Here is a 25,729-nt window from a genome sequence, read left to right on the forward strand (position 1 = left end):
CGCCGAACTGGTGGTCTTCCCCGAGGTCTTCGTGCCCGGTTACCCGTACTGGAACTGGACGATGAACCCGGTGCAGGGCTCGCCCTGGATCGCGCTGCCCTGGGCGTCGTCGCCGTCCAGCGACCAGACCATCACGCCCGCCAGGTCGTTCCAGCGCGTGTACTGCGCCTTCTGGGTGAGCACCTCGGCGGTGTCGTAGCTGTAGAAGGTGGTGCCGTCGTACTTCCAGGACGCGCCGTGGTCGCGGTCCAGGTAGACCTTGCCCGGCAGCGCGTTGATCTCCTGGTACGAGTGGTCGGGCGCGGACGCGGTGGCGCTCTGGAAGAGGCCGCCGCGCTTGCCGGGGGCGACGCCGGTCCAGCCGTGGCCGTACAGCGGGGCGCCGAGGACGAGCTGCTCGGAGGGCATCCCGCGCTCCTGGTAGTGGGTGACGGCCGTGTCGGCGCTGCGCCGGCGCGGGTCCGGGTCGGTCGGGTCGGAGTACAGGTTGGCCTGGTGGTTGGCCGGGCCCTTGCCCTCCCACGGGCCGTGCAGGTCGTAGGTCATCACGTTCAGCCAGTCCATCGACTCGCTCAGCTGCGGCAGTTCGAGCCGGTCGGCGACGGTCTCGTTGGCGGCGACGGCGGCGGTCAGCAGGTAGTGCTTGCCCTTCCTGCCGCTCAGCGCGTCCAGCTGGTCGCGGAACTCCTGCATCAGCAGGGTGAAGTTGCGGCCGTCCTCGGGGCGGACCACGTTGCCGGCGTCCCCGCCGCCGCCCGGGTACTCCCAGTCGATGTCGATGCCGTCGAAGACGCCCGCGGCCGCGCCCCGGCCGCCCTCCGGGGAGTCCGCCAGGACCGGCACGTCGCCCTTGATGTAGAGGTCGATGCAGGAGGAGACGAACTTCTTGCGGGCCTCGTCGGTGGCGGCCGCGTCGGAGAAGTACTTGGACCAGGTCCAGCCGCCCAGCGAGATGACCGTGCGCAGCTGGGGGTTCTTCGCCTTGAGCTTGCGCAACTGGTTGAAGTGGCCCTTCAGCGGCTGGCCCGGGGCGTCGGCCACGCCGTCCACCGACTCGGCGGCGGAGAAGGGGCGCTGGTAGTCGTTGCGGGCGTCGCCCTGGCCCGCCTCGTTGCTCTCGAAGCAGGTGCCCTCGGCGGAGACGTTGCCGAAGGCGTAGTTGATGACGGTGAGCTTGGCCGCCTGGCCGGACTCCTGGACCCGCTTGGCGGAGCTGTCGGCGCCCCACTGGGTGAAGTAGCCGACCCGTTGGCCCTTCAGCTTCGGGCCGTGCCGTCCGTCGGCGGCGTTGGCGGTGGCGGGGGCGGCGAGCAGCGCGGCGACGGTGGCGGCGGCGAGCAGGGCTGAGGCGCGAGTGGGCATACCGGACCTGTTCTCTGAAGCGGCATCAATGGTCTGGACCAGATGGCACAGAGGTTTAGTCCATCCACCGTTCACCGCACAAGGGGGCGACCGCAACCGGCGCAGCATGCAAAAGGGGCCGGACCGCGTGGTGCGGTCCGGCCCCTCTCAGGCCTGTGCCGGGACTCAGCCGATCAGCGAGCGCAGCACGTACTGCAGGATGCCGCCGTTGCGGTAGTAGTCCGCCTCACCGGGGGTGTCGATGCGGACGACCGCGTCGAACTCCTTGTCGCCCGCCTTGACCTTGACGGTCTTCGGGGTGCGGCCCTCGTTGAGCTCGGTCACGCCGGTGATGGAGAAGGTCTCCTCGCCGGTCAGGCCCAGGGACTCGGCGTTCTCGCCCTCCGGGAACTGCAGCGGCAGGACGCCCATGCCGATCAGGTTCGAGCGGTGGATGCGCTCGTACGACTCGGCGATGACGGCCTTGACGCCCAGCAGCGCGGTGCCCTTGGCGGCCCAGTCGCGGGACGAGCCGGAGCCGTACTCCTTGCCGGCCAGGACGACCAGCGGGATGCCGGCGGCCTGGTAGTTCTGCGAGGCGTCGTAGATGAACGACACCGGCGCGTCGGCCTGGGTGAAGTCGCGGGTGTAGCCGCCCTCGGTGCCCGGCGCGATCTGGTTGCGCAGGCGGATGTTGGCGAAGGTGCCGCGGATCATCACCTCGTGGTTGCCACGACGGGAACCGTAGGAGTTGAAGTCGCGCTTCTCGACACCGTTGGCGGTCAGGTACTGAGCCGCCGGGGTGCCCGGCTTGATGTTGCCGGCCGGGGAGATGTGGTCGGTGGTGACCGAGTCGCCCAGCTTGGCCAGGACGCGGGCGCCGGCGATGTCGGTCACCGGGCTCGGGGTCTTGGCCATGCCCTCGAAGTACGGGGGCTTGCGGACGTAGGTGGACTCGGTGTCCCACTCGAAGGTGTTGCCGGTCGGGACCGGGAGCGACTGCCAGCGGTGGTCACCGGCGAAGACGTCCTGGTAGCCCTTGTCGAACATGGCCTCGTCGATGGAGCCGGCCACGGTGTCCGCGACCTCCTGCTCCGACGGCCAGATGTCGGCGAGGAAGACGTCGTTGCCGTCGGCGTCCTGGCCCAGGGCGTCCTTGGTGATGTCGACGTTCATGTTGCCGGCGAGGGCGTAGGCGACCACCAGCGGCGGGGAGGCCAGGTAGTTCATCTTGACGTCGGGGTTGATCCGGCCCTCGAAGTTGCGGTTGCCGGAGAGCACCGAGACGACCGCGAGGTCGGACTCGTTGACGGCGGCCGAGACCTCCTCGGGCAGCGGGCCCGAGTTGCCGATGCAGGTGACGCAGCCGTAGCCGACCAGGTTGAAGCCCAGCTTCTCCATGTACGGGAGCAGGCCGGCCTTCTCGTAGTAGTCCATGACGACCTTGGAGCCCGGCGCCAGGGTGGTCTTGACCCAGGGCTTGACGTGCAGGCCCTTCTCCACGGCCTTCTTCGCCAGCAGGGCGGCGCCCAGCATGACGGAGGGGTTGGAGGTGTTGGTGCAGGAGGTGATCGAGGCGATCACGACCGCGCCGTTGTCGATCTCGTAGGACGAGCCGTCGGGGGCGGTGACGGCGGTCGGCTTCGAGGCCTCGGCGGAGTAGGTCGGCAGCGCCTCGGCGAACCTGTCGGCGGCCTCGGCCAGGATCACGCGGTCCTGCGGGCGCTTCGGGCCGGAGATCGACGGGACGACGGTGGAGACGTCCAGCTCCAGGTACTCGGAGTAGACCGGCTCGTGCGACGGGTTGTGCCAGAGACCCTGCTCCTTGGCGTACGCCTCGACCAGGGCGAGCTGCTGCGCGTCACGGCCGGTGAGCTTCAGGTAGTTGATCGTCTCGGCGTCGATCGGGAAGATCGCGCAGGTCGAGCCGAACTCCGGCGACATGTTGCCGATGGTGGCGCGGTTGGCCAGCGGGATGGAGCCGATGCCGTCGCCGTAGAACTCGACGAACTTGCCGACCACACCGTGCTTGCGCAGCATCTCGGTGATGGTGAGCACCAGGTCGGTGGCGGTGGTGCCGGCCGGCAGCTCGCCGGTCAGCTTGAAGCCGACGACGCGCGGGATCAGCATGGAGACCGGCTGGCCGAGCATCGCGGCCTCGGCCTCGATGCCGCCGACGCCCCAGCCCAGCACGCCCAGGCCGTTGACCATGGTGGTGTGCGAGTCGGTGCCGACGCAGGTGTCCGGGTAGGCCTGGCCGCCGCGGACCATGACGGTGCGGGCCAGGTGCTCGATGTTCACCTGGTGGACGATGCCGGTGCCCGGCGGGACGACCTTGAACTCGTCGAAGGCGGTCTGGCCCCAGCGCAGGAACTGGTAGCGCTCCTTGTTGCGGCCGTACTCGATCTCGACGTTCTGGGTGAACGCGTCCTTGGTGCCGAACTTGTCGGCGATGACCGAGTGGTCGATGACCAGCTCGGCCGGGGCCAGCGGGTTGATCTTCGCCGGGTCGCCGCCCAGCTCCTTGACGGCCTCACGCATGGTGGCGAGGTCGACGACGCACGGCACACCGGTGAAGTCCTGCATGATCACGCGGGCCGGGGTGAACTGGATCTCCTGGCTCGGCTGGGCGTTCTCGTCCCAGTTGCCGAGGGCGCGGATGTGGTCGGCGGTGATGTTCGCGCCGTCCTCCGTGCGGAGCAGGTTCTCCAGCAGCACCTTGAGGCTGTACGGCAGCCGCTCGGAACCCTCGACGGCGGAGAGCTTGAAGATCTCGTACGACTCGTCGCCCACCTGCAGCGAGCTGCGGGCGTCGAAGCTGTTCGCGGACACGACTGACTCCTTCTGGGTGCTTCGTGCGATATCCGGCCGTCACGCGGTGGTAAGGTCAGCCTTACTTAGGCTTACCTTCCCCGCATCGCCGGCGAGCGCCTCTCGGCAAGTATCTTGATGTCGAGATATATCGTAAGGGGCAGTTATCTCGATGTCGAGATAAACCATAGTGCATGCCATGGCCCGCCGGTCGTCCGGGCCGCACCGCTCGCGTTCCGGCCCGACCGGACGGACCGCACCGGCCACCACGGCGGCCGCCGACAGCGGCGCCACCACCACAAGCTCACCACCGGAAGCGCCGGTCGGCGAGGGGGCGGTCCCCGCCGGCGGGGCCCCCCGCACTGCTCCCCCACCGTTTCCCCCGCCGTTCGCCCCCGGTTCACCCCGGGCCCGCGCCCCGTACGGCCCGGGCGCCCGAACGCGTGCGCGCTCCCCCACCCACGCCCGCACCGCGACCCCCACGGGATCCGGCCCGACACGGACCGAGGGTGTCCTCGGGGCCCCGGGCCGCGTTAGCAGGGCGACCGACGCCCCGCCCCGGAAGGCTCCGCCCCGATGACCGCTCCGCTCGCCGCCGCCCTGCTGCCGCTGGCCCTGCTGGCCCCCGCCGCCTCGCCGGTCTCCGTCGTCGAGGCCGACTTCGACCCGGCCACCGCGTTCGTCCCGCCGGCCGCGATCAGCTACGCGAGCGACCTCGTGCCGTACGGCTCGCACGCCCGGATCGTCACCGACCGCTCACTGCCCGGACGGACGGTACTCACCCTGACGGCCACCGGGCTCGCCCCCGACCACGAGTTCCCGGTGCACCTGCACACCGGCGGCTGCGGAGCCGACCCGGCCTCCTCCGGACCCCACTACCAGGACCAGGTCGACCCGGTGCAGCCGTCCACCGACCCGGCGTACGCCAACGAGCGCAACGAGCTGCGGCTGACGCTGCGCACCGACGGACAGGGCCGGGGCAGCGCCACCACCGCGGTGGCCTGGCAGCCGCGGCCGGGCGAGGCGCGCTCGCTGGTGCTGCACGCGGGCACCCCGGCCGCCCCGCACGCGGCGGGCGACCGGGTGGCCTGCGTCAAGCTGGACGACTGAGGCCCCGGACACGGGGCTGCCGGGGCGCCGGGCTCGGGGCGCCGGGCTCGGGGCGCCGGGTTCGGGGCGCCGGGTTCGGGGCTTCCCTGCGGGAGTCCTCCCGGAAAGGGCCTCTCGGAAAGGGCCTCTCGGCGCGGGTCAGGAGCCGAGGGTGGCGACCAGCACCGCCTTGATGGTGTGCAGCCGGTTCTCGGCCTGGTCGAACACGATGGAGTGCGCCGACTCGAACAGCTCGTCGGTGCATTCCAGCTCGGCCATGCCGGTCGCCTTGTACATCTGCCGCCCGACCACCGTGCCGAGGTCGTGGAAGGCCGGCAGGCAGTGCAGGAACTTCACGTCGGGGTTGCCGGTGGCCCGGACGGTGTCCATGGAGACCTGGTACGGCTTGAGCAGCTCGATCCGCTCGGCCCAGACCTCCTTGGGCTCGCCCATCGAGACCCAGACGTCGGTGTAGAGGAAGTCGGCTCCGGCCACGCCCTCGGCCACGTCCTCGGTCAGGGTGATCCGGGCACCGGTGGTCCCGGCCAGCGCCCGCGCCGACTCCTGCACCTCCGCGGCGGGCCAGAGCGCGCGCGGCGCGACGATCCGGATGTCCATGCCGAGCAGCGCGCCGGTGACCAGCAGCGAGTTGCCCATGTTGGAGCGGGCGTCACCGAGGTAGGCGAGGGCGACCTCGGGGAGCGGCTTGGCGGTGTGCTCGGTGACGGTGAGCACGTCGGCCAGCATCTGGGTGGGGTGCCACTCGTCGGTCAGCCCGTTCCAGACCGGGACGCCGGCGTACTCGGCCAGCTCCTCGACGATCTCCTGGCCGTGCCCCCGGTACTCGATGCCGTCGAACATCCGGCCGAGCACCCGGGCGGTGTCCTTGATGGACTCCTTGTGGCCGATCTGCGAGCCCGAAGGGTCCAGGTAGGTGGTGGTGGCACCCTGGTCGTGGGCGGCCACCTCGAAGGCACAGCGGGTGCGGGTGGAGGTCTTCTCGAAGATCAGCGCGATGTTCTTCCCGCGCAGCCGGGGCTGCTCGGTGCCCGCGTACTTCGCCGCCTTGAGCGTGGCGGCGAGGTCCACCAGGAAGCGGAACTCCTGGGGCGTGAAGTCGAGCTCCTTGAGGAAGTGCCTGTTCCGGAGGTTGAAGGCCATGCCGGGCTCCTGGGGTTACGGGACTGCGGGGAAAGCGAAAGCATATACGATGCTCCGAATTTCTATACAGCGGCGGGGTGGGTGAGGGGAGACCGCGGGGGCTCCCCTCACCCGGCACCGGCCTCACGGACGCCGGTCGGCGCGGTGAGGATCGCCGGTCGGCACCGTCAGGATCGCCGGTCGGCACCTGCCGAAACGCCGGCCGCCACCTGCCGAAACGCGGGTCGGCGCCGTCACAGGCGCGGGTCGACCGGCTCCGACTCCAGCGCGAGCACCGCGAAGACGGGCTCGTGCACCCGCCACAGCGGCTCCCCCGCCGCCAGCCGGTCCAGCGCCTCCAGGCCCAGCGCGTACTCCCGCAGCGCCAGCGAACGCTTGTGGCCCAGCGCGCGCAGGCGCAACCGGTCGAGGTGCTCGGTGTAGTCCGGGCCGTAGATGATCCGCAGGTACTCCCGGCCGCGCACCTTCACCCCGGGCTGCACCAGACCGCCCGGCCTGCCCTCGCCCCGCGCCGTACGGGCCATCGAGGCCAACGGCTTGACCACCATGCCCTCGCCGCCCGCCCCGGTCAGCTCCTCCCACCACGCGGTGGCGGCGGCCATCGAGGCCTCGTCCTCGGTGTCCACCAGGATTCGGCGGGTGCCGTGCAGCACCGGCTCCTTCCGCTCGGCGCCGCCGACGAGGCCGGCGAGGCCGTCAGGGCCGTTCGAACCCTCCGGGCCCGCCGGGGCCGCGTCGGCGGCCACCAGGCGGTCGATCCGGGCCAGGTGCTCGTCGTGCGGGCGCACCGCGAGATTCGCCCCCTCGGCCGCGAGCAGTTGGAACGGCGCGAGCCGGATGCCCGACAGGCCCTCGGTCGGCCAGCAGTAGCGCCGGTACGCCTCGGTGAACGCCTGCGCGTCGGCCGCGCGCTGCCGCTGGCGGGCGGTCAGCCCGGCCAGGTCCAGACCGCGCCCGGCCGCCCGCTCCAGCGCGGACAGCACCTCCGGCAGGGCGGCGCCCGCCGCCGCGCCGACCGCCGCGTACTGACGGCGCAGCAGTTCCACGGCCTTCAGCGACCAGGGCATCAGCTCCGCGTCCAGCAGCAGCCAGTCGGTGGCCAGCTCCTCGAAGAGCCCGGCACGCTCGGCGGCCGCCCGGACCCTGTCGAGCACGGCGCCGGTCAGCTCCTCGTCGGCGAGGAAGGCCCGGCCGGTCCGGGTCCAGATCGCTCCGGGGCCGCCCGCACCGAAGCGGCGCTCCAGCGCGGCCCCGTCGCGGGCGACCAGCAGCACGGCGCGCGAGCCCATGTGCTTCTCCTCGCAGACCAGGTGCCGCACGCCGTCCGCCCGGTAGCCGAGGAAGGCCTCCTCCGGGTGCTCCAGGTAGCCGTCCCGGCGGGAGGTGGCGCTCGGCGCCATGGTCGGCGGCAGGTAGGCGAGCAGCCGAGGGTCCAGCGCGAAGCGGCTCATCACCTCCAGCGCCGCGGCCGCGTTCTCCTCCCGGACCGCCACCCGCCCGTGCAGCCCGGTCTCGACGACCCGGCGTCCGGCCACGTCGGCGAGGTCCAGCGGACGGCCCTCGCGGGCGCCCGGCGCATCGGTGGTCAGCGGGCGCACCGGGGCGTACCACTCGCGCTCGGCCTCGACGGCCACCAGCTCGCGCTCCGGGTAGCGCAGCGCGGTCAGACTGCCGCCGAAGACGCAGCCGGTGTCCAGGCAGATGGTGTTGTTGACGAAAGTCGCGGTCGGCACCGGGGTGTGGCCGTAGACCACCAGTGCCCGGCCGCGGTACTCCTCCGCCCACGGGTAGCGCACCGGGAGGCCGTACTCGTCGGTCTCGCCCGTGGACTCCCCGTACAGCGCGTGCGAGCGGACCCGGCCGGAGTTGCGGCCGTGGTACTTCTCCGGCAGACCGGCGTGGCAGACCACCAGGGCGCCGCCGTCCAGCAGGTAGTGGCTGACCAGGCCGCGCATGAACGCGCGGACCTCGGCCCGGAACTCCTCGCTCTCCCCCGCCAACTGGTCCAACGACTCCTGGAGGCCGTAGGCGACGGTGACCTTCCTGCCGTCCATCGCCCGGCCGAGCTTGTTCTCGTGGTTGCCCGGCACGCAGAGCGCGTGGCCGGCCGCCACCATGCCCATCACCAGGCGCAGCACGCCGGGTGTGTCGGGGCCGCGGTCGACCAGGTCGCCGACGAAGACGGCGGTACGGCCCTCGGGGTGGGCGGCGTCCACCGGGCGGCCCTCCGCGTCCCGGGTCAGGGTGTAGCCGAGCCGGGCCAGCAGGGTCTCCAGCTCGGAGCGGCAGCCGTGGATGTCGCCGACGATGTCGAACGGGCCGGCGAGGTGACGCAGGTCGTTGTAGCGCTTCTCCAGCTCGATCCCGGCGGCCGCCACCTCGGCCTCGCCGCGCAGGACGTGCACCTTGCGGAAGCCCTCGCGTTCCAGGCCCCGCAGGGACCGGCGCAGCTCCCGGTGCTGGCGGGGGATCACATGGGCCGGCAGCTGACGATCCGGACGGGAGCGGTTGCGCTCGGCGCACACCCCCGGCGGGACGTCCAGGACGATCGCGATCGGCAGGACGTCGTGCTCGCGGGCGATCTCGACCAGCCGGCGGCGGGCCTCGGGCTGGACGTTCGTGGCGTCCACGACGGTCAGCCGGCCGGCCGCCAGGCGCTTGCCGACGATGTAGTAGAGGACGTCGAAGGCCTCCGCGGAGGCGGACTGGTCGTTCTCGTCGTCGGCGACCAGGCCCCGGCAGAAGTCGGAGGAGACCACCTGGGTGGGCGAGAAGTGGCGGCGGGCGAAGGTGGACTTGCCCGCGCCGCTGGTGCCGATCAGGACGACCAGGGAGACGTCGGTGACGGGGAGGCGGCGAGGGGTGGCGCTCTCCGCGTGGTCCTGGTCGTGGTTCCGGTCCTGGTCCGGGTTCTGGTCCTGGTCCGGGTTCTGGTTCCGGTCCTCGCCGTCGCCGGGGGTGTCGGTCGTGTCGTCGGTCATCGGGGCTCGCCTCCTTCGGGCGTCGTGGTCGTGGCGGGCGCGGCGGGTGTGTCGGGTATGACGGGTGGGGCGGGCGAGGTCGTGACGGGTGTGCTCGTGGCGGGTGTCGCGGCCGTGGCGGGTGTCGCGGCCGCGGCGGGCGGGCTCGTGGCGGATGTCGCGGCCGCGGTGAACAGGGCCAACTGGGTCGGGGCGCCGACCTCCTCGTCCTCCGGGCCGACCGGGCGCAGCTCCACGGTGTAGCCGTATGCGGCGGCGACCTTCCCCGCCCAGGCGCGGAACTCGGCCCGGGACCACTCGAAGCGGTGGTCGGCGTGCCGGACGGTGCCCGCCGGCAGGCTCTCCCAGCGGACGTTGTACTCGGCGTTCGGCGTGGTGACCACGACCGTCCTGGGCCGGGCGGCACCGAACACCGCGTACTCCAGGGCGGGCAGCCGCGGCAGGTCCAGGTGCTCGATCACCTCGCACAGCACGGCCGCGTCGAAGCCCTTGAGCCGGGTGTCCGTGTAGGTGAGCGCTCCCTGTACCAGCGTCACCCGGGCCGCCTGACGCTCCGACAACCGCTCCAGGCCCAGCTTACGACTCGCCGCCCGCAGTGCCCTGGTGGAAACGTCCACGCCGCGGATTCCGGTGAACCGGGCGTCCTTGAGCAGCTCGCCGAGCAACTCGCCCTGGCCGCAACCGAGATCGGCGACACGAGTGGCACCGGCCGCACGCAGGGCGGCGAGGATCGCGGCGCGGCGCTGCTCGGCGAGCGAGGGCCGCCCGGGCTCCGCCCGTTCCCGCTCCTCCTCGGGCCGGTCGTCGACCGCGTTGTCGATCTCCTCGACCTCGCGGTCGTCGGCCTCCGCCAGCCGGGCCAGCTCCAGGCGCTCCAGCGCGGCCCGGGTCAGCGACCAGCGCCGGGCCAGGTAGCGGCGGGTGATCAGGGCGCGCTCCGGGTGGGCGGCCAACCAGCCCTGGCCGGCCGCGAGCAGCTTGTCCACCTCGTCCGGGGCGACCCAGTAGTGCTTGGCACCGTCCAGCGCCGGCAGCAGCACGTACAGCTGCTGGAGCGCGTCGGCCAGCCGCACCGTCCCGGAGGAGATCGCCATCCGCACGTAGCGGGACTCGCCCCACTCGGGGAACGACTCGTCCAGCGGGATCGCCGTCGCTTCGACCTGCCAGCCCAAGGGCTCGAACAGCCGGACCACCAGGGCCGGGCCACCGCCCTCGCCCGCACCGTTCGCGGGCACGGCGGGCAGCTCGATCCGCAGCGGGCGGGCGCGGCCGGGCAGTTCGGGGCGGGCCGGGCAGACGCCCTTCATCGCGGACCGGAACACCGTCCGCAGCGCCACCGCGAGCAGCGAGGACGCGGCGTACGGGCGGTCGTTGACGTACTGGGCGAGCGCGAAGTCGGGCGAGCCGCCGCGCCCCCTGCCGTCGCCCCGGCCCTTGCGGACCAGCGCGATCGGGTCGATGTCCAGCAGCAGTGCCGCCGTGCAGACCTCGTCCCCCGCCTCGGGGTAGAAGACGTGGGCCTCACCGTGCGACGTCGCGAACCGCTGGACCTTGCCGGGGTGCTTGTGCAGCAGGAACCCGAGGTCCGTGGCCGGGTCCTCGGCGCTGCCGGTGGTGGAGATCGACATGAACACCCGCTGAAGTATTGTCGAGCGCCCGGGCGCCGGGCACCGGGTTTTCCCGCCGCCCGGGCCGCCGACCAGCGCCGCCGCCGGGCGCGTCCGCCGGGTGGGCGTGTTCGGCACCGGGGCCCCGCATTGGTTAACGTGCACGGTGTGACTGCTGAATCCACCTCGCTCGAATCCACCTCCGCGGCGAACGGCGCCGTGGCCGCCGGTCTGGCCACCATCGCCGCCGACGGCACCGTCCTCGACACCTGGTTCCCCGCCCCCGCGCTGGCCGCCGAGCCCGGCCCGGCCGGCACCGTCCGTCTGACCGCCGAGCAGGCCGAGGCCGAGCTCGGCGCCGGCGCCGCCGAGGCGCTGCGCGCCGACGCCCGCCGTGGCGTCGAGGTGGTCGCCGTGCGCACCACCATCGCCTCGCTGGACGAGAAGCCGCTCGACACCCACGACGTGTACCTGCGCCTGCACCTGCTGAGCCACCGCCTGGTCAAGCCGCACGGCCAGAACCTGGACGGGATCTTCGGCCTGCTGGCCAACGTCGCGTGGACCAGCATCGGCCCGGTCCCGGTGGACAAGGTCGAGCAGGCCCGTCTCGCCGTGCGCGCCCAGGGCGGCCAGCTGGCCGTCTACGGGATCGACAAGTTCCCGCGGATGACCGACTACGTCGCCCCGGCCGGTGTGCGCATCGCCCACGCCGACCGCGTCCGGCTCGGCGCGCACCTGGCCGCCGGCACCACCGTGATGCACGAGGGCTTCGTCAACTTCAACGCCGGCACGCTGGGCACCTCCATGGTCGAGGGCCGGATCAGCGCGGGCGTCGTGGTCGGCGACCACAGCGACATCGGCGGCGGCGCCTCGATCATGGGCACCCTGTCCGGCGGCGGCAAGCAGGTCGTCTCGGTCGGCGAGCGCTGCCTGCTCGGCGCCAACGCGGGCATCGGCATCTCGCTCGGCAGCGACTGCGTGGTCGAGGCCGGCCTGTACGTGACCGCCGGCACCCGGGTCACCACCCCGGACGGCACGGTGGCCAAGGCCGTCGAGCTGTCCGGCCAGGACAACCTGCTGTTCCGCCGCAACTCGCAGAGCGGCGCGGTCGAGGTCATCGCCCGCTCCGGCTCCTGGGGCGGCCTGAACGCCGACCTGCACGCCCACAACTGACCTGCGGGCAGTGACGACCGGGGTCCGGTGCCGGGTGGCGCCGGGCCCCGGCCGTTTCCCGGGGCCCGACGCCGTGGCCCGGGATTCCGCACGGCCCGGGGTTCCGAGCCGCTCGGGGTTCCGAGCGGCCCGGGGTTCCGTGGCCCGGGGTTCCGTGGCCCGGGGTTCCACCTTGGCCCTGGCCCGGCCCGGGGTTCCACGCGGTTCGGGTCCGCTCGGACCTCAGGGCTTGCGGTGGCGCCCCGGTGCCTTCCTCGGCCGCCGGTTCGGGCGCCCGGGCCGCGGCGCGCCCGCGCCCTCGGTCCCGTGCAGGATCCGCTGGGCGGTGGCGTAGTCCGCCGCCACCGTCTCCGGCAGCCACTGGTAGCCGTCCCAGCGCACGATCAACCTCGGTTCGCCCGGCGCCACATGGGCGCCGCCCGGCCGTCCGCCGGTGAGCCGTACGGCCCTCAACTGCCCGACGGGCCTCAGCCGTTGCTCCCGCCTGGCCGCCCACGACGCCAGCGGTTCCTCCTCGTCCATCGCCCCAGTCTGGCCTCCTCACGCCGTCCGCCGACACCTGCGTCACCCGCCCGGGCGACGCGCGTTCCAGCCCCTCCACGCCCTCCTTCCGCTCCCCCGCTCCCTTCGCCGACTCCTCACGAGCTCCTGAGGACCACCAGCCGCTGGGTCGCCCTGGTCATCGCGACGTAGCGGTCGACCGCCCCCTCGACGCCCCCGCCGAACGCCTCCGGGTCGACCAGGACGACCAGGTCGAATTCGAGCCCCTTGGACAGCTCCGGGGTCAGCGACCGCACCCGGGGCCGCGCCGCGAAGCCGGGGGCCCCGATCACACAGGCGATCCCCTCGGGGTGCTCGGCGAGCCAGCCGTCCAGGACGGCGTCCAGCTCCGTCACCGACCCGTGCACGACGGGGATGCCGCTGCTGCGGACGGAGGTCGGCACGTTGGCGTCCGGCAGCGCGGCCCGGATCGCCGGCTCGGCCTCGGCCATGACCTCCTCCGGCGTCCGGTAGTTGATGCTCAGCGAGGCCACCGTGCTCCGGTCGAGCCCGATCCGCTCCAAGCGTTCCTGCCAGGACTCCGTGAACCCGTGTCTAGCCTGCGCCCGGTCCCCGACGATGGTGAAGCTCCGGGACGGGCAGCGCAGCAGCAGCATCTGCCACTGCGCGTCGGTCAGCTCCTGGGCCTCGTCCACCACGATGTGGGCGAACGGCCCGGCGAGCGGCTCCGGGTCGCCGACGGGCAGGGCCGTCTCGTCGACCAGGGTGTCCTGGAGGTCGCGCCCGCGCAGCATCGTCACCGCGCCCTCGCCGTCGTCGTCGGCCTGCAGCAGGTCCCCGATGACGTCGGCCATCCGGGCGCGCTCGGCGGCGACCGCGGCCTCCCGCCGGCGGCGGCGCCGGTCCGCCTCCGGATCGCCGAGCCGCTGCCGGGCCGCGTCCAGCAGCGGAAGGTCGGACACCGTCCAGGCCCGGGGCGCGTCCTTGCGCTGGAGCCTGCGGACCTCCTCGGGCGCGAGCCAGGGCGCGCACATCCGCAGGTAGGCGGGCACCGACCAGAGGTCGCCGACCAGATCCGCCGCGTCGAGCAGCGGCCAGGCCCGGTCGAGCGTGTCGACCAGCTCGGCGTCCTGCCGCAGCGACCGGCGGAACGGCTCGGGCGGGACCCCTTCGGCGTCGTCCAGCTTGTCCATCAGGATCGTGGCCAGCTCCTCCCAGATCTGCTCGCGGGCCTCGTTGTGCGGGGTGCCCGGGTCCGGCGCACCGAACGCGTCGGCCCAGTCCTCTGCGCTCAGCCAGAGGTCGGCCCAGGGGGTGGTGACCTCCATCCCCTCCGAGGGCGGCTCCTCGTAGAACCGGACGGCTCGTTCGATCGCCCCCACCATGCCGACCGAGGACTTCAGGCGGGCCGCCTCCTGGTCGTGCTCGACCCCGGCCTTCGCCCCCTCGGCGACGAGGTCCCGCACGGTGCAGGTGCGCACCCCCTCCTCACCGAGGCTGGGCAGGACGTCGGCGACGTACGCCAGGTAGGGCTGGTGCGGGCCGACGAACAGCACGCCGCCGCGCCGGTGGCCGAGCCGGGGGTCGGAGTAGAGCAGGTACGCGGAGCGGTGCAGCGCGACGACCGTCTTCCCGGTGCCCGGACCGCCGTCCACCACCAGGGCGCCCCTGGACCCGGCCCGGATGACGGCGTCCTGATCGGCCTGGATGGTGGCCAGTACGTCCCGCATCCGGGCCGACCGGTTGCCGCCCAGGCTTGCGATGAACGCGGACTGGTCGTCCAGGGCGGCGTGCCCGTCCAGGGCGTCGGCGGTGAACACCTCGTCCCAGTAGTCGCCGATCCGGCCGCCGGTCCAGCGGTACCGGCGCCGGCTCACCAGGCCCATCGGGTCGGCGTGGGTGGCGGCGAAGAACGGCTCGGCCGCGGGCGAGCGCCAGTCGACCAGCAGCCGGCGCCCCTCGCTGTCGGTGAGGCCGAGCCGCCCGATGTACACCGGCTCCGGGCCGTCCGCGAGGACGACCCGCCCGAGGCACAGGTCCAGGCCGAAGCGGCGCAGGGCGCGTAGCCGGCCGGTCAGCCTGTGCACCTCGATGTCCCGGTCCATCGCCTCCCGGCCGAGGCCGCCCGGCGCGCGGCGTAGCGCGTCGAGGCGGTCGGACAGCTCGGCGATCGACTGTTCCAGGCTCTCCGCGACGGCCGCGAAGTGCCGTTCGTCCTCGCCGATCAGCGCCGGGTCGGCCTTGGCGACGAGGCGGGCGGGAAGGTCGAAAGCGCTGGTGGTGCGGCTGTTCATGGCATCAGCTCCGATCTGAGGCCTGCGATTGTGCGCCACCACGGGGGCCTTGCCGCAAGACCCCCCATGCGCTATACGTTGAGAGTGGCAAGGGGTGGGTTCTCCCCCTGTTCGTCCTCCTTCTCCTCTCCGGGCGCGCTCGACCGCGCCCGGTTCCGGCTCACTGATCACGCTCCGCCCGCGCCTAGCCGAGACGGCGTCACGACGGCAACCCCGGCTCACCCGGGAGGCTTACCGCACAGCGGAGTTGGACCGCATCGGGTGGTGCTCGGGTGACGGCCTCCGGAGCGGTTCGTTGGGTGCTACGGCGGGGGTGGGTGCCCCGGTGGCGGGCAACTGCCACCTCCCGCCGTGCGGCCGAGCCACCGTCGGCCGCTTCACGCCGCGCCACCGATCCGAAGAGGTCCCGTCATGTCCGAACCATCTGCCACGCCGCAGTTCCCGAGCAGCCCGACGGGCTCGGCCGACGGCACCTCGGCCGGACCCGCCACTCCCAAGAGCCTGCTGGAGCAGATGCAGGAACTGCTCGCCTCCGTCACCGCGGACCTCGCCGAACTCCAGGGATCCGTCCCCGGGGGCACCGGCTCCACCGCCTATCCGACCGGCACGGACACCTCCGAGGCCTCGGACGCGCCGGGCACGCGGTAGCCCGCCGCCCGTTCCTCCTCGGCCGGCCCGCCCGCACCGGGCGGGCCGCCGAGGTCCGGCGGGCAGCCGCCGGAGGGCACGCCGCCCGGAGGCGCGCCGCCTCCCGGAGGTGCACCGCCGGCGCCCGCCGCACTGCCGACACCGCCCGGCGGACCGACGTCGCCCGGCGGACCGAGCCGGACCACCAGTAACGGCGCCCCGTCGGCCGCCGGCGCCCGCTCCGCCCCACCGAGCGCCGCGGGCTCGGTCTCCCCGGCCCTGACCGCCGCCTCACGCAGCCGTACGGTCAGGTCCTTGCACTCCGACACCGCGTCCACGCCGTCGACACACGTCCAGTAGAGGCTCTCGGTGTCCGCCCCGCAGGCCAGCACCACCAACGTCTCGCCGACCTCCTGGAGCAGCCCGTCCAGCGCGCCCAGGGCCGGTGCAACGTCCCCCAGGTCGGTGAGCCGCGCGGCCCGGCCGCCGCTCACCAGGGCGGCCCGGACGACGGAGCGGTCCAGGCAGACCGCCGCGTGCGCCCCGGCCTCGGACAGCTGCTGCCCCAGCCCGGTGAGCTCCTCGTCCTCCGACTCCGCCAGCCTGGCGCCCACCGCCTCGGTGAGCAGCGCGGCCTGCCGCGCCTCGGCCAGCACGTCCGGTACGTGCCTGGCCTCGGCCAGGGCGTGCCGGGCCGTCTTGATCAGTCGCAGCGCCTCCATGGCCACCGCTCCTCCCGCTCGCTGTCGCCGCTCCCCCGGGCCGCCGGGAGGGGCGGTCCGAGTGGTGACGGCTGGTCACGGCGACAGCGTGCGAGGAAGAGCGCGAGCGCGCACCCACGTTCTCAAAGGCTGTGGAAAAGTCGGGGCTGTGGATAACTTTCGTCCCTCACAAGGGTTGGTCGTCCACGTCCGAGTTGACGCCGGTCGTATCGTCGCCGGCACCGGGCCCGTCCACCGGCACCGGGAAGCGGAGCTCGTTCCGCTCGATCTTGGCCGCCAGGGCCTCCAGCGGATCCACCCCGACCACCGTGCAGAACTGCAGCAGGTACGCCAGCACGTCCGCGACCTCGTCGTGCACCCGGTGCGCCCGTTCGGGGTCGGACATCACCGCGGCCGCCTGCTCGGGCGTCAGCCACTGGAAGATCTCCAGCAGCTCCCCCGCCTCCACGCTCAGCGCCGCCGCCAGGTTCTTCGGGGTGTGGAAGGGCTCCCACCGCCGGGCCGCCGCGAAGTCCACCAACCGCTGCCGCAGGGCCGCCACGGTGGGCTCCGCCGGCCCCGTCACTCGTTCGCTCACCCCTCCAGGTCTACCGCATCCCGGGCCGCCGCCCCACCGCCGGTCCGAGCCTCCCCGCCGCCCGCCGGGGATCCGGCCGCCCCCTCCCGCTCTGCCGACAGCGCCGCCGACCCCTCCGCCGCCCCCGCGGCCGCCTCGTCCGCCGACCGCTCCCCGCCCGCCGCCGCGCCCACTTCCGGCACCTCCCGGGCCGAACCGGCCGCACCCCCGGCCGCCGCCCCGCGCCCGCCCTGGACCGGCACCCGCGCCGTCTCCGGCCGCAGCACCGTGAACCCCGAGTCCGGATCCCGCCGGCACTCGACCAGCACCACCCCTCCCCCGGCACTGCCGCCCAGCACCTCCCGCCCCGCCGCCGGCTCCTGCAGGGCCGCGACCACCCGCAGCTGGCTGCGCTCCGCCATGTCCCGGGCCAGCCGCAGCAGCATGACGGTCTGCTCGGCCGAGAGCCCCGCCCCCAGGTCCTCGGCCAGCACGGTGAGCTGCCGGTGCGCCCACGGCACCTCGGCGGCCACGTCGAGGTCGAGCACACCGGCCCCGGTCAGCAGCACCGCGGCGAAGGCGAGGTGGCGCAGCATGCCGTCGGAGGCCTGGTCGGCCCCGGTGCGCCCGAGGACGCCCTCGTCGAACACGGCGAGGACCCGCCGCACGCCCGCGCTCTCGCGCTCGGCGAGGGCGAGCCCCAGCAGCGGGTGCGGTGCGGCGGCCTGCACGGCCCGCAGCAGTTGCCCGTACCGGCGCTGGCACTCGTTGCTCAGCCGGGCGACGACGGCGGAGATGTTGGCGGCGTTGCTGCGCAGCCGGGCCTGCGGGTCGGCCCGGGCCCAGCCGCGCATCAGCGCGGGGACGGGGTTCAGCGGGAAGACCTCGCGCAGCGCGGTGAGCAGGTCCTCGGTGGCGGCGAGGACGAGGCACTCGCCGGCCGACGAGCCCGCGACCCGCAGCGGCAGCTGCGCGGTGATCATCGTGCCGCTGGGGAACGGCGCCCTGATGTCACCCTGGCGGGTGTCGTTGTGCCAGCAGACGTTGACCCGCCGGTTGCGGACGTCCTGCTCGCCGGTGTCCATCAGGGTGCGGCCGTCGAGGGTGAGCGACTCCCGGGCGATCCGGACCGGGCCGTCGGTGCGGATCACCACGTCGAGCCTGATCAGGCCGTGCGGCGAGCGGACGGTGCAGCCGAGGATGATCGCGTCCCGGCCGTGCGGGACGCACCCGTCCAGACCACCGCGGACGGGCCCGGCGAGCTGGCCGGTGCGCCCGGGCAGCCCGTCCAGCGAGTCGGCGATCTCCTCGCCGAGGGCGAGCCGGGACAGCACGGCCAGCGCGTCGAGGGCGTTGGACTTGCCGACCCCGGCGGGCCCGTGCAGCACGGTGAGGGGCGCGAGCGGCAGCACCGCGCGCCGGTAGGACTTGAACGAGGTGAGCCGGAGCTCCTCGAGGGTGGGGCGCGGCACGGGCGGCCGGTCGGGCGGGGCGCCCGGTCGGAGCGGGGACGGCCCTGCGGGCCTGGTGGCGTCGCGGTTCACCCGTCGGACGTTAGCCGCAGGTCGACCGGCAGAAACGTGCCTGCGCGGCAGATTCATCCCAACGTGGCGCTGGGGGCCGGTCCGCGGACGGCCCCGCACCCGGCGCCGGTACCCGGCCCGCACCGGCGCGGACGGCGAAGCACGAACGGCGAAGCACGAACGGCGAAAACGCGGACGGCGAAAACGCGAACGGCGAAAGCATGGACGGCGGGGCGCGCTCAGCGCCGGTACGCGGCCACCGTCACCGAGGCCGTCACCTCGACCGGTTCCGGCAGCTCCGCGAGCGCGGCGCCGAGCCGCTCCGGGTCGGTGTGCCAGGCACTCGGCCCCATGCCCACCACGGTGCGCACGTCCTGCGGACCGAGCCGCAGGGTGAACTCGACCTCCCGCCGCCCGGCGGGCTCCAGGTACGGCCCGAGCTTCTCGTCGATCCGCCGCTGCTTCTCCTCGTCCACGGACAACAGCCCCAGCGCGTCGACGAGTTCCCGCAGATGGCGGGAGGTCGGCGAGACCAGCAGCAGGGTGCCGCCGGGGCGCAGCACCCGGCGGATCTCCGGCCCGTTGCGCGGGGCGAAGACGTTGAGCATCAGCTCGGCCGAGGCGTCCCGCAGCGGAAGCGGACGCCAGGCGTCGCACACCACGGCGCCGATCCGGGGGTGTGCCTTGGCGGCACGGCGCAGCGCGAACTTGGAGATGTCCAGGGCCGCGCCGACGGTGCCGGGCAGGGCGTCCAGGACGTGCGCCAGGTAGTGGCCGGTGCCGGCGCCGAGGTCGGCGACCAGGCCGTCGGGTCCGCTGGCGACGCCGGAGGCGGCCTCCGCCAGCGCCTCGGCGATCGGCCGGTAGTGCCCGGCGGCGAGGAAGTCCGCGCGGGCCGCGACCATCTCGGCGGTGTCCCCGGTGCCGGTGTGGGCGTCGCCGGCGAGGAGGCTGACGTAGCCCTGCTTGGCGAGGTCGAAGCTGTGCCCGGCCGGGCAGCGCAGGCTGCGGTCGTGCCGGGTGAGGGCCTGCGCGCAGTGCGGGCAGGCCAGGTAGCGCTCGATGTCCTGGAGCAAGGTTCCGTCTTCTCTCGCCGTACGCCCCGGCCGGTCGGGGCGCCAGCCAGCCTAACGACCTCGGCGGGCCGGACGCCCCGGGCCGCCCGGCCACGCCGGCCTCGCCTCCTGGCCCCGCCGTCGCCGTCGCCGTCGCCCCCGCCCCCGTCTCCGCCCCCGCCTCCCGGCCGCGCCGACGGACCGGACGGCGCTACCCCGCGCCCCTCCCGGGTCCGCTCCCGATCCCCGCGAGCACCGACCCCCGCTCCGCCCCGACCCGCTCCGCCCCGACCCGCAGCGCCAGCGCCGCCAGCGCCTCCGGGGCGCTGGCCCGGCCGCGGACCCCGGGGAAGGCGTTGACGTCCACGATGACCGGCTCGGCCGGCCCGTCGAGCAGGTCGACCCCGTACACGTCGAGCCCGAACACCTCGCCCACCCGCAGCGCGAGCGCGGCCCGCCCGGCGGACGGCTCCCAGTCCTCCGCCCGCCCCGACTTCCCCGTGCCGGTGGCGAGTTCGGACTGCCGACGGGCCGCGAACACCTGCCCGCCGACCACCCAGAGCTTCTGGTCCCAGCCGGTCCCCGGAACGAACGGCTGGGTGACGACCGCTTCCTCGGGCCAGCGCTCGGCGAGTTCGCGCAGCCGCTCCGGCCCGTCCACCCGGGCGACCAGGTCGTGCCGCCTGCTGTGCCGGCTCTTGACCACGAACGGGTAGGACGGATCGGCGAGTTGACCCAGCCGTCCGGCCGCCTCGGTGGCCGCGAAGGGCAGCCCGGCGGCGCGGGCGAGGTCCGCCATCCGCACCCGGTCCTGGCACAGCTCGGTGGCCGCCGCCGAGTTGACCACCGGCGCGCCCCGCCGTTCCAGCTCCCTTGCCAGCGCGAGCGCCTGCGGCGTCCTGGCCTTGAGCAGGTAGACGTCCGCGAGCCCGGTCACGGGCCCCGCGGGCGGAACGGCCGCCACCTCGTGCCCGCCGCGCACCAGCAGTGCGGCGACCGCCGCCAGCACGGGGTGCCCGGGGTCGCCGGTGATCAGCCCGACCTTCACCGCAACTCCCCCTCACCGAGAGCGAGTTGCCCGTACGGGTCGTACAGGTCGTACGGGCCGTACGCGTCGCCGCCCGCGGGCACCAGCCCGGCGGGCCCGCCGGGCACCGACACGGCCGTGCCGCTGCGCGCGAGCCGCAGCACCGCCCGGGCGACCCGGGCCACCGCGTCCGGTACCTGCCGGAAGCTCGGGAAGTCGTTGACGTCCACCACCACCGGTCCGTCCGGCCCCAGCAGCACGTCGACCCCGTACAGGTCCAGCCCGAACACCTCGCCGACCTGGGCCACGATCCGCGCGACGCTCCCCGGCAGCGGCACCTGCCGTTCCCGCACGCCCTGCCCGGGGTGCAGTGGGGAGGAACGTTCCGTCGCGAAGAGCTCGCCGTCGACGCAGTACACCTTGAGGTCGGTCCCGGAGTTGGGCACGTACGGCTGCGCGATCAGCAGCCCCTCCCCGGCCAGCTCCGGCCCGATCTCCAGCAGCCGGTCGGGGCTGCGCACCAGCCGGACGGCGCGCCCGGAGCTGCCGTCGGCGGGCTTGACCACCAGCGGGTACTCGGCGGCCGGGATCTCCGCCAGCCGCTCCCAGCGCGCGGCCGCGTACGTCACCGGGACGGGCAGGCCCCGGGTGCGGCCGATGACCGCCGCGAGTGCCTTGTCCCGGACCCCGCGGATCGAGCGCACGTCGTTCACCGTGGTGAGGCCGACGGCGGCGGCCGACTCCAGCAGGGTCAGCCCCGGCCCGCCGGACACGGTCTTGAGCACCCAGGCGTCGTGGCTGCCGGCCCGGACCTCCTCGGAGATCGCCAGCAGCGAGTCCCCGGGGCGCAGCACGTCCACCCGGTGCCCCCACGCGGTGAGTTGGCGCGCCACGTCGAGCGGCATGCCGTCGTGCCGGTAGTGTTCCTCCACCAGAAAGCAGAGCCTCATCGGCCTGTCTTCCCCCTTGCCTCGCCTAGTGCAGACGTCCGCCGTCCCCCTCGGCAGAGCTGTAAAGGCTTCAGCATGCACGCTGTGCCCGCACAAGATCGCTGCGAGCGGGTAAGCGTTCGGCAACAATCGGCCCCTGAGCGACGACGCCGAGTGCCAAATCCGGTGGCACCGCACTCCCGCGCCTGCTTGGATGCACGCCGTGACCTCTGCCGATCATGATCCCGACCGCCCCCTGCTCGACGAGATCGAGCGCTACTACGACGCCGTGCCGCGGGGCGCCGCCCGCACCGAGGACTTCGGACCGCTGACCCTGTTCGTCCGGGAGGGCGCCGGCTGGCCGTACTACGCCCGTCCGACCCTCGGCCACACCGGCCCGGCCGTCACCGCCGAGGACGTCCGCCGGGTGCTGGAGCGGCAGCGGGAGCTGGGCGCGCCGGAGGCCTTCGAGTGGGTCGCCGAGCAGAACCCGGAGCTGCGCGCGGCCGTCGAGGCGGCCGGCCTGACGGTGCACGAGCACCCGCTGCTGGTGCTGGGCCCGCAGGACGAGGCGGCCCCGGCGCCCGGGCTGTCGGAGCCGGTGGAGGTCCGGGTGCTGGCAGCGGACGCGCCGGAGCTCGCGGCCGCGATCGCCGCCCCGGATCTGGCCTTCGCGGATCCGGGCACCGCCGTCGGCCCGGCCGGTGCGGCCGAACTCGCGCGGACCGCGGCGAAGTTCACGGCCGACGGCACGGCGGAGCGGATCGCCGGGCGGATCGCCTCCGGCACCACGGTGCTGGCTGCGGCCGTCGAGGACGGCACGGTCCTGTGCGCGGGCCAGCACAATCCGGTGGGCCCGGTCACCGAGGTCGTCGGAGTGGGCACGCTCCCGTCCGCGCGCCGGCGCGGGCTGGGGCTGGCGGTCACCGCGGCCCTGGTCGCACACGCCCGGGCGCACGGGGTCCGGACGGTGTTCCTCTCCGCCGCCGACGAGGACGTCGCCCGGATCTACCGCCGGGCCGGCTTCCGCCCCTTCGCGACGGCCCTGATCGCGGAGCCCGCCCCGCGGCAGGAGCCCACCGCCCAGTAGCAGCCCACCGCCCGGCAGGAGCCCGCCCCACAGGCGGAGCCAGTCCCGCGGGCGGAGCCGGTCCGGCAGCAGCGCCCCGCCGCACAGCGGCCGGGCGCCCCCGGCGGGGACGGCGCCGTTCAGTCGTCGTCCTCGTCCTCCTCGTCCGACCCGGTGACGCCTTCCCCCTCCGCCTCGTCCACCACCCAGGCCGCCAGCCGCTCGGCGACGCCCGACACCCCGAGCCGCCCCTCGCGGATGGCCCGGGAGAGGCTGCGCACCTCGCGGGCGGTGGTGGCGACGGTGCAGCCGCTGGCGACCAGGTAGGCGTAGGCGACGGCGGTCGCGAAGAGTTCGTTGGTCTTCTCCAGCGCGGGCACCCGGATCAGCTGGTGCATCAGGGCGGCGGCGCGGTCGTGCGGTTCGGGGTAGACCGAGATGTCGAATATCTCGGCCTGGTGGCGGGTGACGGCCGCGAGCAGCGAGCCGTAGTCGGTGACCTGCGGGTCACCGGGCGTGTACTGCTCGGCGGTCATGAGCAACCACGAGAGGTCGACCTCCAGCTTCAACGGCGCACGTCCTGGAGGTCGGCCGGCTCCCCGAACTCGGCGAGGAACGCCGACTCGTACTCCTTCATGAACTGCGCGGCCGCGTCCACGAAGGCCCGTCCGGACTCGCCCATGTCCTGTTGGACCAGGCGCTCGATGTACTGGTTCATGGAGATCCCCTGCTGCTCCGCCCGTTCCCGGGCCATCTCGGCGGTCGTGGCGTCGACCCGCACGTTCAGCTGCTTCTTACCCATGTCGTTCAAGCTAGCGCTCAAGTGCTAGCACAACAAGGGCGCACGCACACCGCCCGCACACCTGCCGCACGCCCCCGCGCAACCTCGCCGTCACCGGAACGACGACCGGCCGGGCCCGCGGCTGCTGCCACGGACCCGGCCGTCCCCCGGAAAGGGGGCGGATCAGAACTGGGTGCTGACGGTCACCCCGCTGAAGTCGCTCTTCGCGTAGAGGCTCACGTACCGGTACCCGGCGGTCGGGTTGGTCACCGTGATGCTCTGGGTGGTGCCCGCCCCGGTGGACGAGGCCGTGTAGGCGCTCGGCGAGGCCCAGGTGGCGTCGTTGTAGTACAGGTAGGCGGTGCCGGTGCCCCCGGAGGTGGTGATCTTCAGGGTGCTGGTACCGGCCGGCAGGTAGACGTACAGGTAGTCCAGGTTGCCGGCGGTGGCCGACAGGCCGGCCCGCGAGCAGTTCTTGCCGAGCGCGTCGGCGCGCGGGTCGGTGCAGGCCGGCGGGGTGGTGGGGCCGCCGCCCCCGCCCGTGGTCACGGTGGCGGAGGCCGGCGTGCTGGCGGTCCTGCCGGTGTCGTCGGTGACGGTCAGCGCGACGGTGTAGGTGCCGGCGGCCGCGTAGGTGTGGGTCGGGTTCTGCTGGTCGGACGAGCTGCCGTCGCCGAAGGTCCAGCGCCAGGCGGTGATCCGGCCGGGGCCGGTCTGCACAGACTTGTCGGTCAGCGTCACGGTGGCGCCGGAGACGGACTGGCCGAACAGCGCGGTCGGGCCGGCCGCGTAGCAGGCGCCGCCGGCGCAGGTGTCGAGCCAGGCGTCGAAGTCGGCGTCGTAGCCGGTGCCGATGCCGTTGTAGACCGCGTAGCCGCCCTGGTAGTCGCCGGTGCGGAAGTGCGCGAGCATGGCATCGATGTCGGCCGGGTGCTTCTCGAACATGTACCGGACGGCCAGGTAGCCCCACGGGTAGGTGCGCACGGTGTCCGAGTTGCCGTACGTGTTCTGGAAGACGGTGCTCAGCTTGTACGTGTGCTTGGCGGCCTCGGCCATCGCCTGGGTGTCGGTGGTGCCGCGGTACGCGTAGGACTCGTACTCGGCGACGCCCTCGATCCACCAGATGTCCGGGACGGAGATCTCGGTGGAGAAGTTGCCCTTGAGGTCGTAGATGTTGTCCAGGTAGTGCGTGTACTCGTGGTTGAGGTTCCACACGTTGGCGGTGAAGCCGTCGTTCCAGGACTTCTGGTACATCACGCACACGGCCCGGTTGTTCGGGTCGGTCGGGTCCATGACGGTCTGTCCGCCGTTGTCGGTGGAGTTGTTGAAGATCGCCCAGGAGTAGGTGAGGTAGTCCGCCTGGTTGGCGAAGACCGCGAGGGTGAGCTCCTTGTCGTACTGGCCGGGGATCGGGCCGTTGTCCTTCACCAGCTTGTGGAAGAAGGCGTCCTCGCCGCGCAGGCTGGCGCAGACGGCCGACAGGTCGGCGGGCGACAGCGCCTCGGTCTGGATGGTGCGGTTGTCGCAGACCAGTTGGTTCGGCAGCACCGCGGCGGTCAGCTTCGCCGGCAGGTCGCAGATGCCGTAGTACGAGCACTGGCCGTGGTCGAAGCTGTTGGCCTGGTAGGCGGTGTGGACGTACAGCGGGCCGGTGGCGCCGGTGATCGCCACGCCGTCGAGGACCGCCTTGACCTTGTCCTTGACCGCGGCCTCGACCGCCGGGCCGTCGCCCGCCATCCGGCCGAGGTCGTTGCCCGCGTTGACGTCGAGGTAGGCGTTGGCCGTGCCGAGCAGGTCCTTGTGGTTGAGCGCGAAGTCGCCCAGGGTGGCGCCGATGCTCGGGTCGGCGCTGACGGCGCTGACGAAGTCGGGGTTCCAGTTGCCCCGCCAGAGCGGCGCGGACAGCACCGCGTTGACCGCCTTGAGCATCTTCGGGTAGGCGTTGTACGAGTTGTCGTACGCCGTCAGCACCTGCTTGTAGACGCCCAGGTAGCTGCCCTGGAGGTTGGCGCTGTCGGTGAGCACCAGCACCTCGTTGAGCACGGCGCCGTTGTTGTCGTTGACGTCGGTGCGGTGCGGGCTGGCGAAGAACGCGTCGAGGGCGGCCTTGGAGGCACCGGTCAGGGCCGCGCCGTACGGGCCGACCGCGTCCGCGTTGTTCGACTGCACGTACCAGCCGGCCCGCTGGAAGAGCACGAGCTGGAGGATGGCGGTCGAGTTGTCGCCGGTGTAGCCGCCCGCCATCGACCGGAACGCGTCGGCGACGGCGAGCATCTTCGATTCCTTGAAGATGTTGCCCGCGTCGGTGCCGGTGACGTTGAACAGCGTGTTGACGCAGGCGGTGGTCGAGCCCTCGACGAAGGAGACCAGGTCGGCTCCGCTGCGGCTGCCGAAGTCGGCCGGGGTGCAGCTCTGCGCGGTGGCGGTCGCACCGGCGGCGCCCCGGGCGGCGAGGGTCGGCGCGGCCGGCGCGGCGGCCTTC

At 73.5% G+C, this 25,729-nt stretch carries 20 protein-coding genes; 4 read left to right on the plus strand and 16 right to left on the minus strand.

What is annotated here, in order from left to right:
- Positions 1-39: 39 nt before the first annotated feature.
- Positions 40-1,362 (minus strand): glycoside hydrolase family 18 protein, encoded by a 1,323-nt coding sequence (locus AB0E96_RS17535; RefSeq protein ID WP_359824242.1) that lies wholly within the window; start codon positions 1,360-1,362, stop codon positions 40-42.
- Between the two features lie 165 nt (positions 1,363-1,527).
- Positions 1,528-4,173, minus strand: a complete 2,646-nt coding sequence (gene acnA / locus AB0E96_RS17540; RefSeq protein WP_359824245.1) for an aconitate hydratase AcnA — start codon at positions 4,171-4,173, stop codon at positions 1,528-1,530.
- A gap of 555 nt (positions 4,174-4,728) precedes the next feature.
- Here acnA and AB0E96_RS17545 point away from each other — a divergent pair.
- Positions 4,729-5,262, plus strand: coding sequence for a superoxide dismutase family protein (locus AB0E96_RS17545; RefSeq protein WP_359824246.1), 534 nt, complete (start codon positions 4,729-4,731; stop codon positions 5,260-5,262).
- Between the two features lie 138 nt (positions 5,263-5,400).
- Here AB0E96_RS17545 and argF read toward each other — a convergent pair whose 3' ends face one another.
- The 3 genes from argF to AB0E96_RS17560 all read right to left on the minus strand — a co-directional run bounded on the left by argF (position 5,401) and on the right by AB0E96_RS17560 (position 11,017).
- A complete protein-coding gene (gene argF / locus AB0E96_RS17550) occupies positions 5,401-6,402 on the minus strand; it encodes an ornithine carbamoyltransferase (protein ID WP_359824249.1) in 1,002 nt (333 codons plus the stop codon).
- 233 nt (positions 6,403-6,635) lie between these two features.
- The gene (locus AB0E96_RS17555; RefSeq protein WP_359824251.1) at positions 6,636-9,383 is read right to left on the minus strand and encodes a polynucleotide kinase-phosphatase; all 2,748 of its coding nucleotides are present in this window, start codon (positions 9,381-9,383) and stop codon (positions 6,636-6,638) included.
- Complete coding sequence (locus tag AB0E96_RS17560; protein WP_359824253.1) at positions 9,380-11,017, minus strand: 3' terminal RNA ribose 2'-O-methyltransferase Hen1; 1,638 nt, start codon at positions 11,015-11,017, stop codon at positions 9,380-9,382. The genes AB0E96_RS17555 and AB0E96_RS17560 overlap by 4 nt, the downstream gene beginning before the upstream one ends.
- Positions 11,018-11,158: 141 nt before the next feature.
- Here AB0E96_RS17560 and dapD point away from each other — a divergent pair, with 141 nt between their 5' ends.
- Positions 11,159-12,163 (plus strand): 2,3,4,5-tetrahydropyridine-2,6-dicarboxylate N-succinyltransferase, encoded by a 1,005-nt coding sequence (gene dapD / locus AB0E96_RS17565; protein ID WP_359824255.1) that lies wholly within the window; start codon positions 11,159-11,161, stop codon positions 12,161-12,163.
- Between the two features lie 222 nt (positions 12,164-12,385).
- Here dapD and AB0E96_RS17570 read toward each other — a convergent pair whose 3' ends face one another.
- Positions 12,386-12,685, minus strand: a complete 300-nt coding sequence (locus AB0E96_RS17570; protein ID WP_359824256.1) for a DUF6087 family protein — start codon at positions 12,683-12,685, stop codon at positions 12,386-12,388.
- 116 nt (positions 12,686-12,801) lie between these two features.
- Positions 12,802-14,958 carry an RNA polymerase recycling motor ATPase HelR gene (helR, locus tag AB0E96_RS17575; RefSeq protein ID WP_359824259.1) on the minus strand — a complete coding sequence of 719 codons (2,157 nt, stop codon included), beginning with the start codon at positions 14,956-14,958 and terminating at the stop codon, positions 12,802-12,804.
- 411 nt (positions 14,959-15,369) lie between these two features.
- Between helR and AB0E96_RS17580 the strand changes: the two genes are divergently transcribed.
- Positions 15,370-15,606 (plus strand): hypothetical protein, encoded by a 237-nt coding sequence (locus tag AB0E96_RS17580; RefSeq protein WP_359824261.1) that lies wholly within the window; start codon positions 15,370-15,372, stop codon positions 15,604-15,606.
- Here AB0E96_RS17580 and AB0E96_RS17585 read toward each other — a convergent pair.
- From AB0E96_RS17585 to AB0E96_RS17610, 6 genes are all read right to left on the minus strand, one after another.
- On the minus strand, positions 15,552-16,307 hold the full coding sequence (locus AB0E96_RS17585) for a DUF6099 family protein (protein ID WP_359824264.1): 756 nt from the start codon (positions 16,305-16,307) through the stop codon (positions 15,552-15,554). The two genes, AB0E96_RS17580 and AB0E96_RS17585, sit on opposite strands and share 55 nt — an antisense overlap.
- 166 nt (positions 16,308-16,473) lie before the next feature.
- Positions 16,474-16,872 carry a nucleotide pyrophosphohydrolase gene (locus AB0E96_RS17590; protein WP_359824286.1) on the minus strand — a complete coding sequence of 133 codons (399 nt, stop codon included), beginning with the start codon at positions 16,870-16,872 and terminating at the stop codon, positions 16,474-16,476.
- A gap of 8 nt (positions 16,873-16,880) precedes the next feature.
- Complete coding sequence (locus tag AB0E96_RS17595; RefSeq protein WP_359824267.1) at positions 16,881-18,407, minus strand: ATP-binding protein; 1,527 nt, start codon at positions 18,405-18,407, stop codon at positions 16,881-16,883.
- 218 nt (positions 18,408-18,625) lie between these two features.
- Positions 18,626-19,462 carry a putative RNA methyltransferase gene (locus AB0E96_RS17600; RefSeq protein WP_359824269.1) on the minus strand — a complete coding sequence of 279 codons (837 nt, stop codon included), beginning with the start codon at positions 19,460-19,462 and terminating at the stop codon, positions 18,626-18,628.
- Positions 19,463-19,652: 190 nt separating this feature from the next.
- The gene (locus AB0E96_RS17605) at positions 19,653-20,489 is read right to left on the minus strand and encodes an alpha-L-glutamate ligase (RefSeq protein WP_359824271.1); all 837 of its coding nucleotides are present in this window, start codon (positions 20,487-20,489) and stop codon (positions 19,653-19,655) included.
- Positions 20,486-21,418 carry an ATP-grasp domain-containing protein gene (locus tag AB0E96_RS17610; protein ID WP_359824274.1) on the minus strand — a complete coding sequence of 311 codons (933 nt, stop codon included), beginning with the start codon at positions 21,416-21,418 and terminating at the stop codon, positions 20,486-20,488. Before AB0E96_RS17610 ends, AB0E96_RS17605 begins: the two co-directional genes overlap by 4 nt.
- 202 nt (positions 21,419-21,620) lie before the next feature.
- Between AB0E96_RS17610 and AB0E96_RS17615 the strand changes: the two genes are divergently transcribed.
- Positions 21,621-22,487: a GNAT family N-acetyltransferase gene (locus AB0E96_RS17615; RefSeq protein ID WP_359824276.1), complete on the plus strand. Its 867-nt coding sequence runs from the start codon at positions 21,621-21,623 to the stop codon at positions 22,485-22,487.
- Between the two features lie 119 nt (positions 22,488-22,606).
- Here AB0E96_RS17615 and AB0E96_RS17620 read toward each other — a convergent pair whose 3' ends face one another.
- From AB0E96_RS17620 to AB0E96_RS17630, 3 genes are all read right to left on the minus strand, one after another.
- On the minus strand, positions 22,607-23,035 hold the full coding sequence (locus AB0E96_RS17620; RefSeq protein ID WP_359824278.1) for a fic family toxin-antitoxin system, toxin component: 429 nt from the start codon (positions 23,033-23,035) through the stop codon (positions 22,607-22,609).
- Positions 23,032-23,268, minus strand: a complete 237-nt coding sequence (locus tag AB0E96_RS17625; protein ID WP_359824281.1) for a toxin-antitoxin system HicB family antitoxin — start codon at positions 23,266-23,268, stop codon at positions 23,032-23,034. Before AB0E96_RS17625 ends, AB0E96_RS17620 begins: the two co-directional genes overlap by 4 nt.
- Before the next feature lie 162 nt (positions 23,269-23,430).
- Positions 23,431-25,729: collagenase (locus AB0E96_RS17630; protein WP_359824284.1), on the minus strand; the 2,299-nt coding region annotated here is incomplete at its 5' end.

It is taken from the genome of Kitasatospora sp. NPDC036755 (genome assembly GCF_040636595.1).
In the GTDB taxonomy this organism is placed as follows: Bacteria; Actinomycetota; Actinomycetes; order Streptomycetales; family Streptomycetaceae; genus Kitasatospora.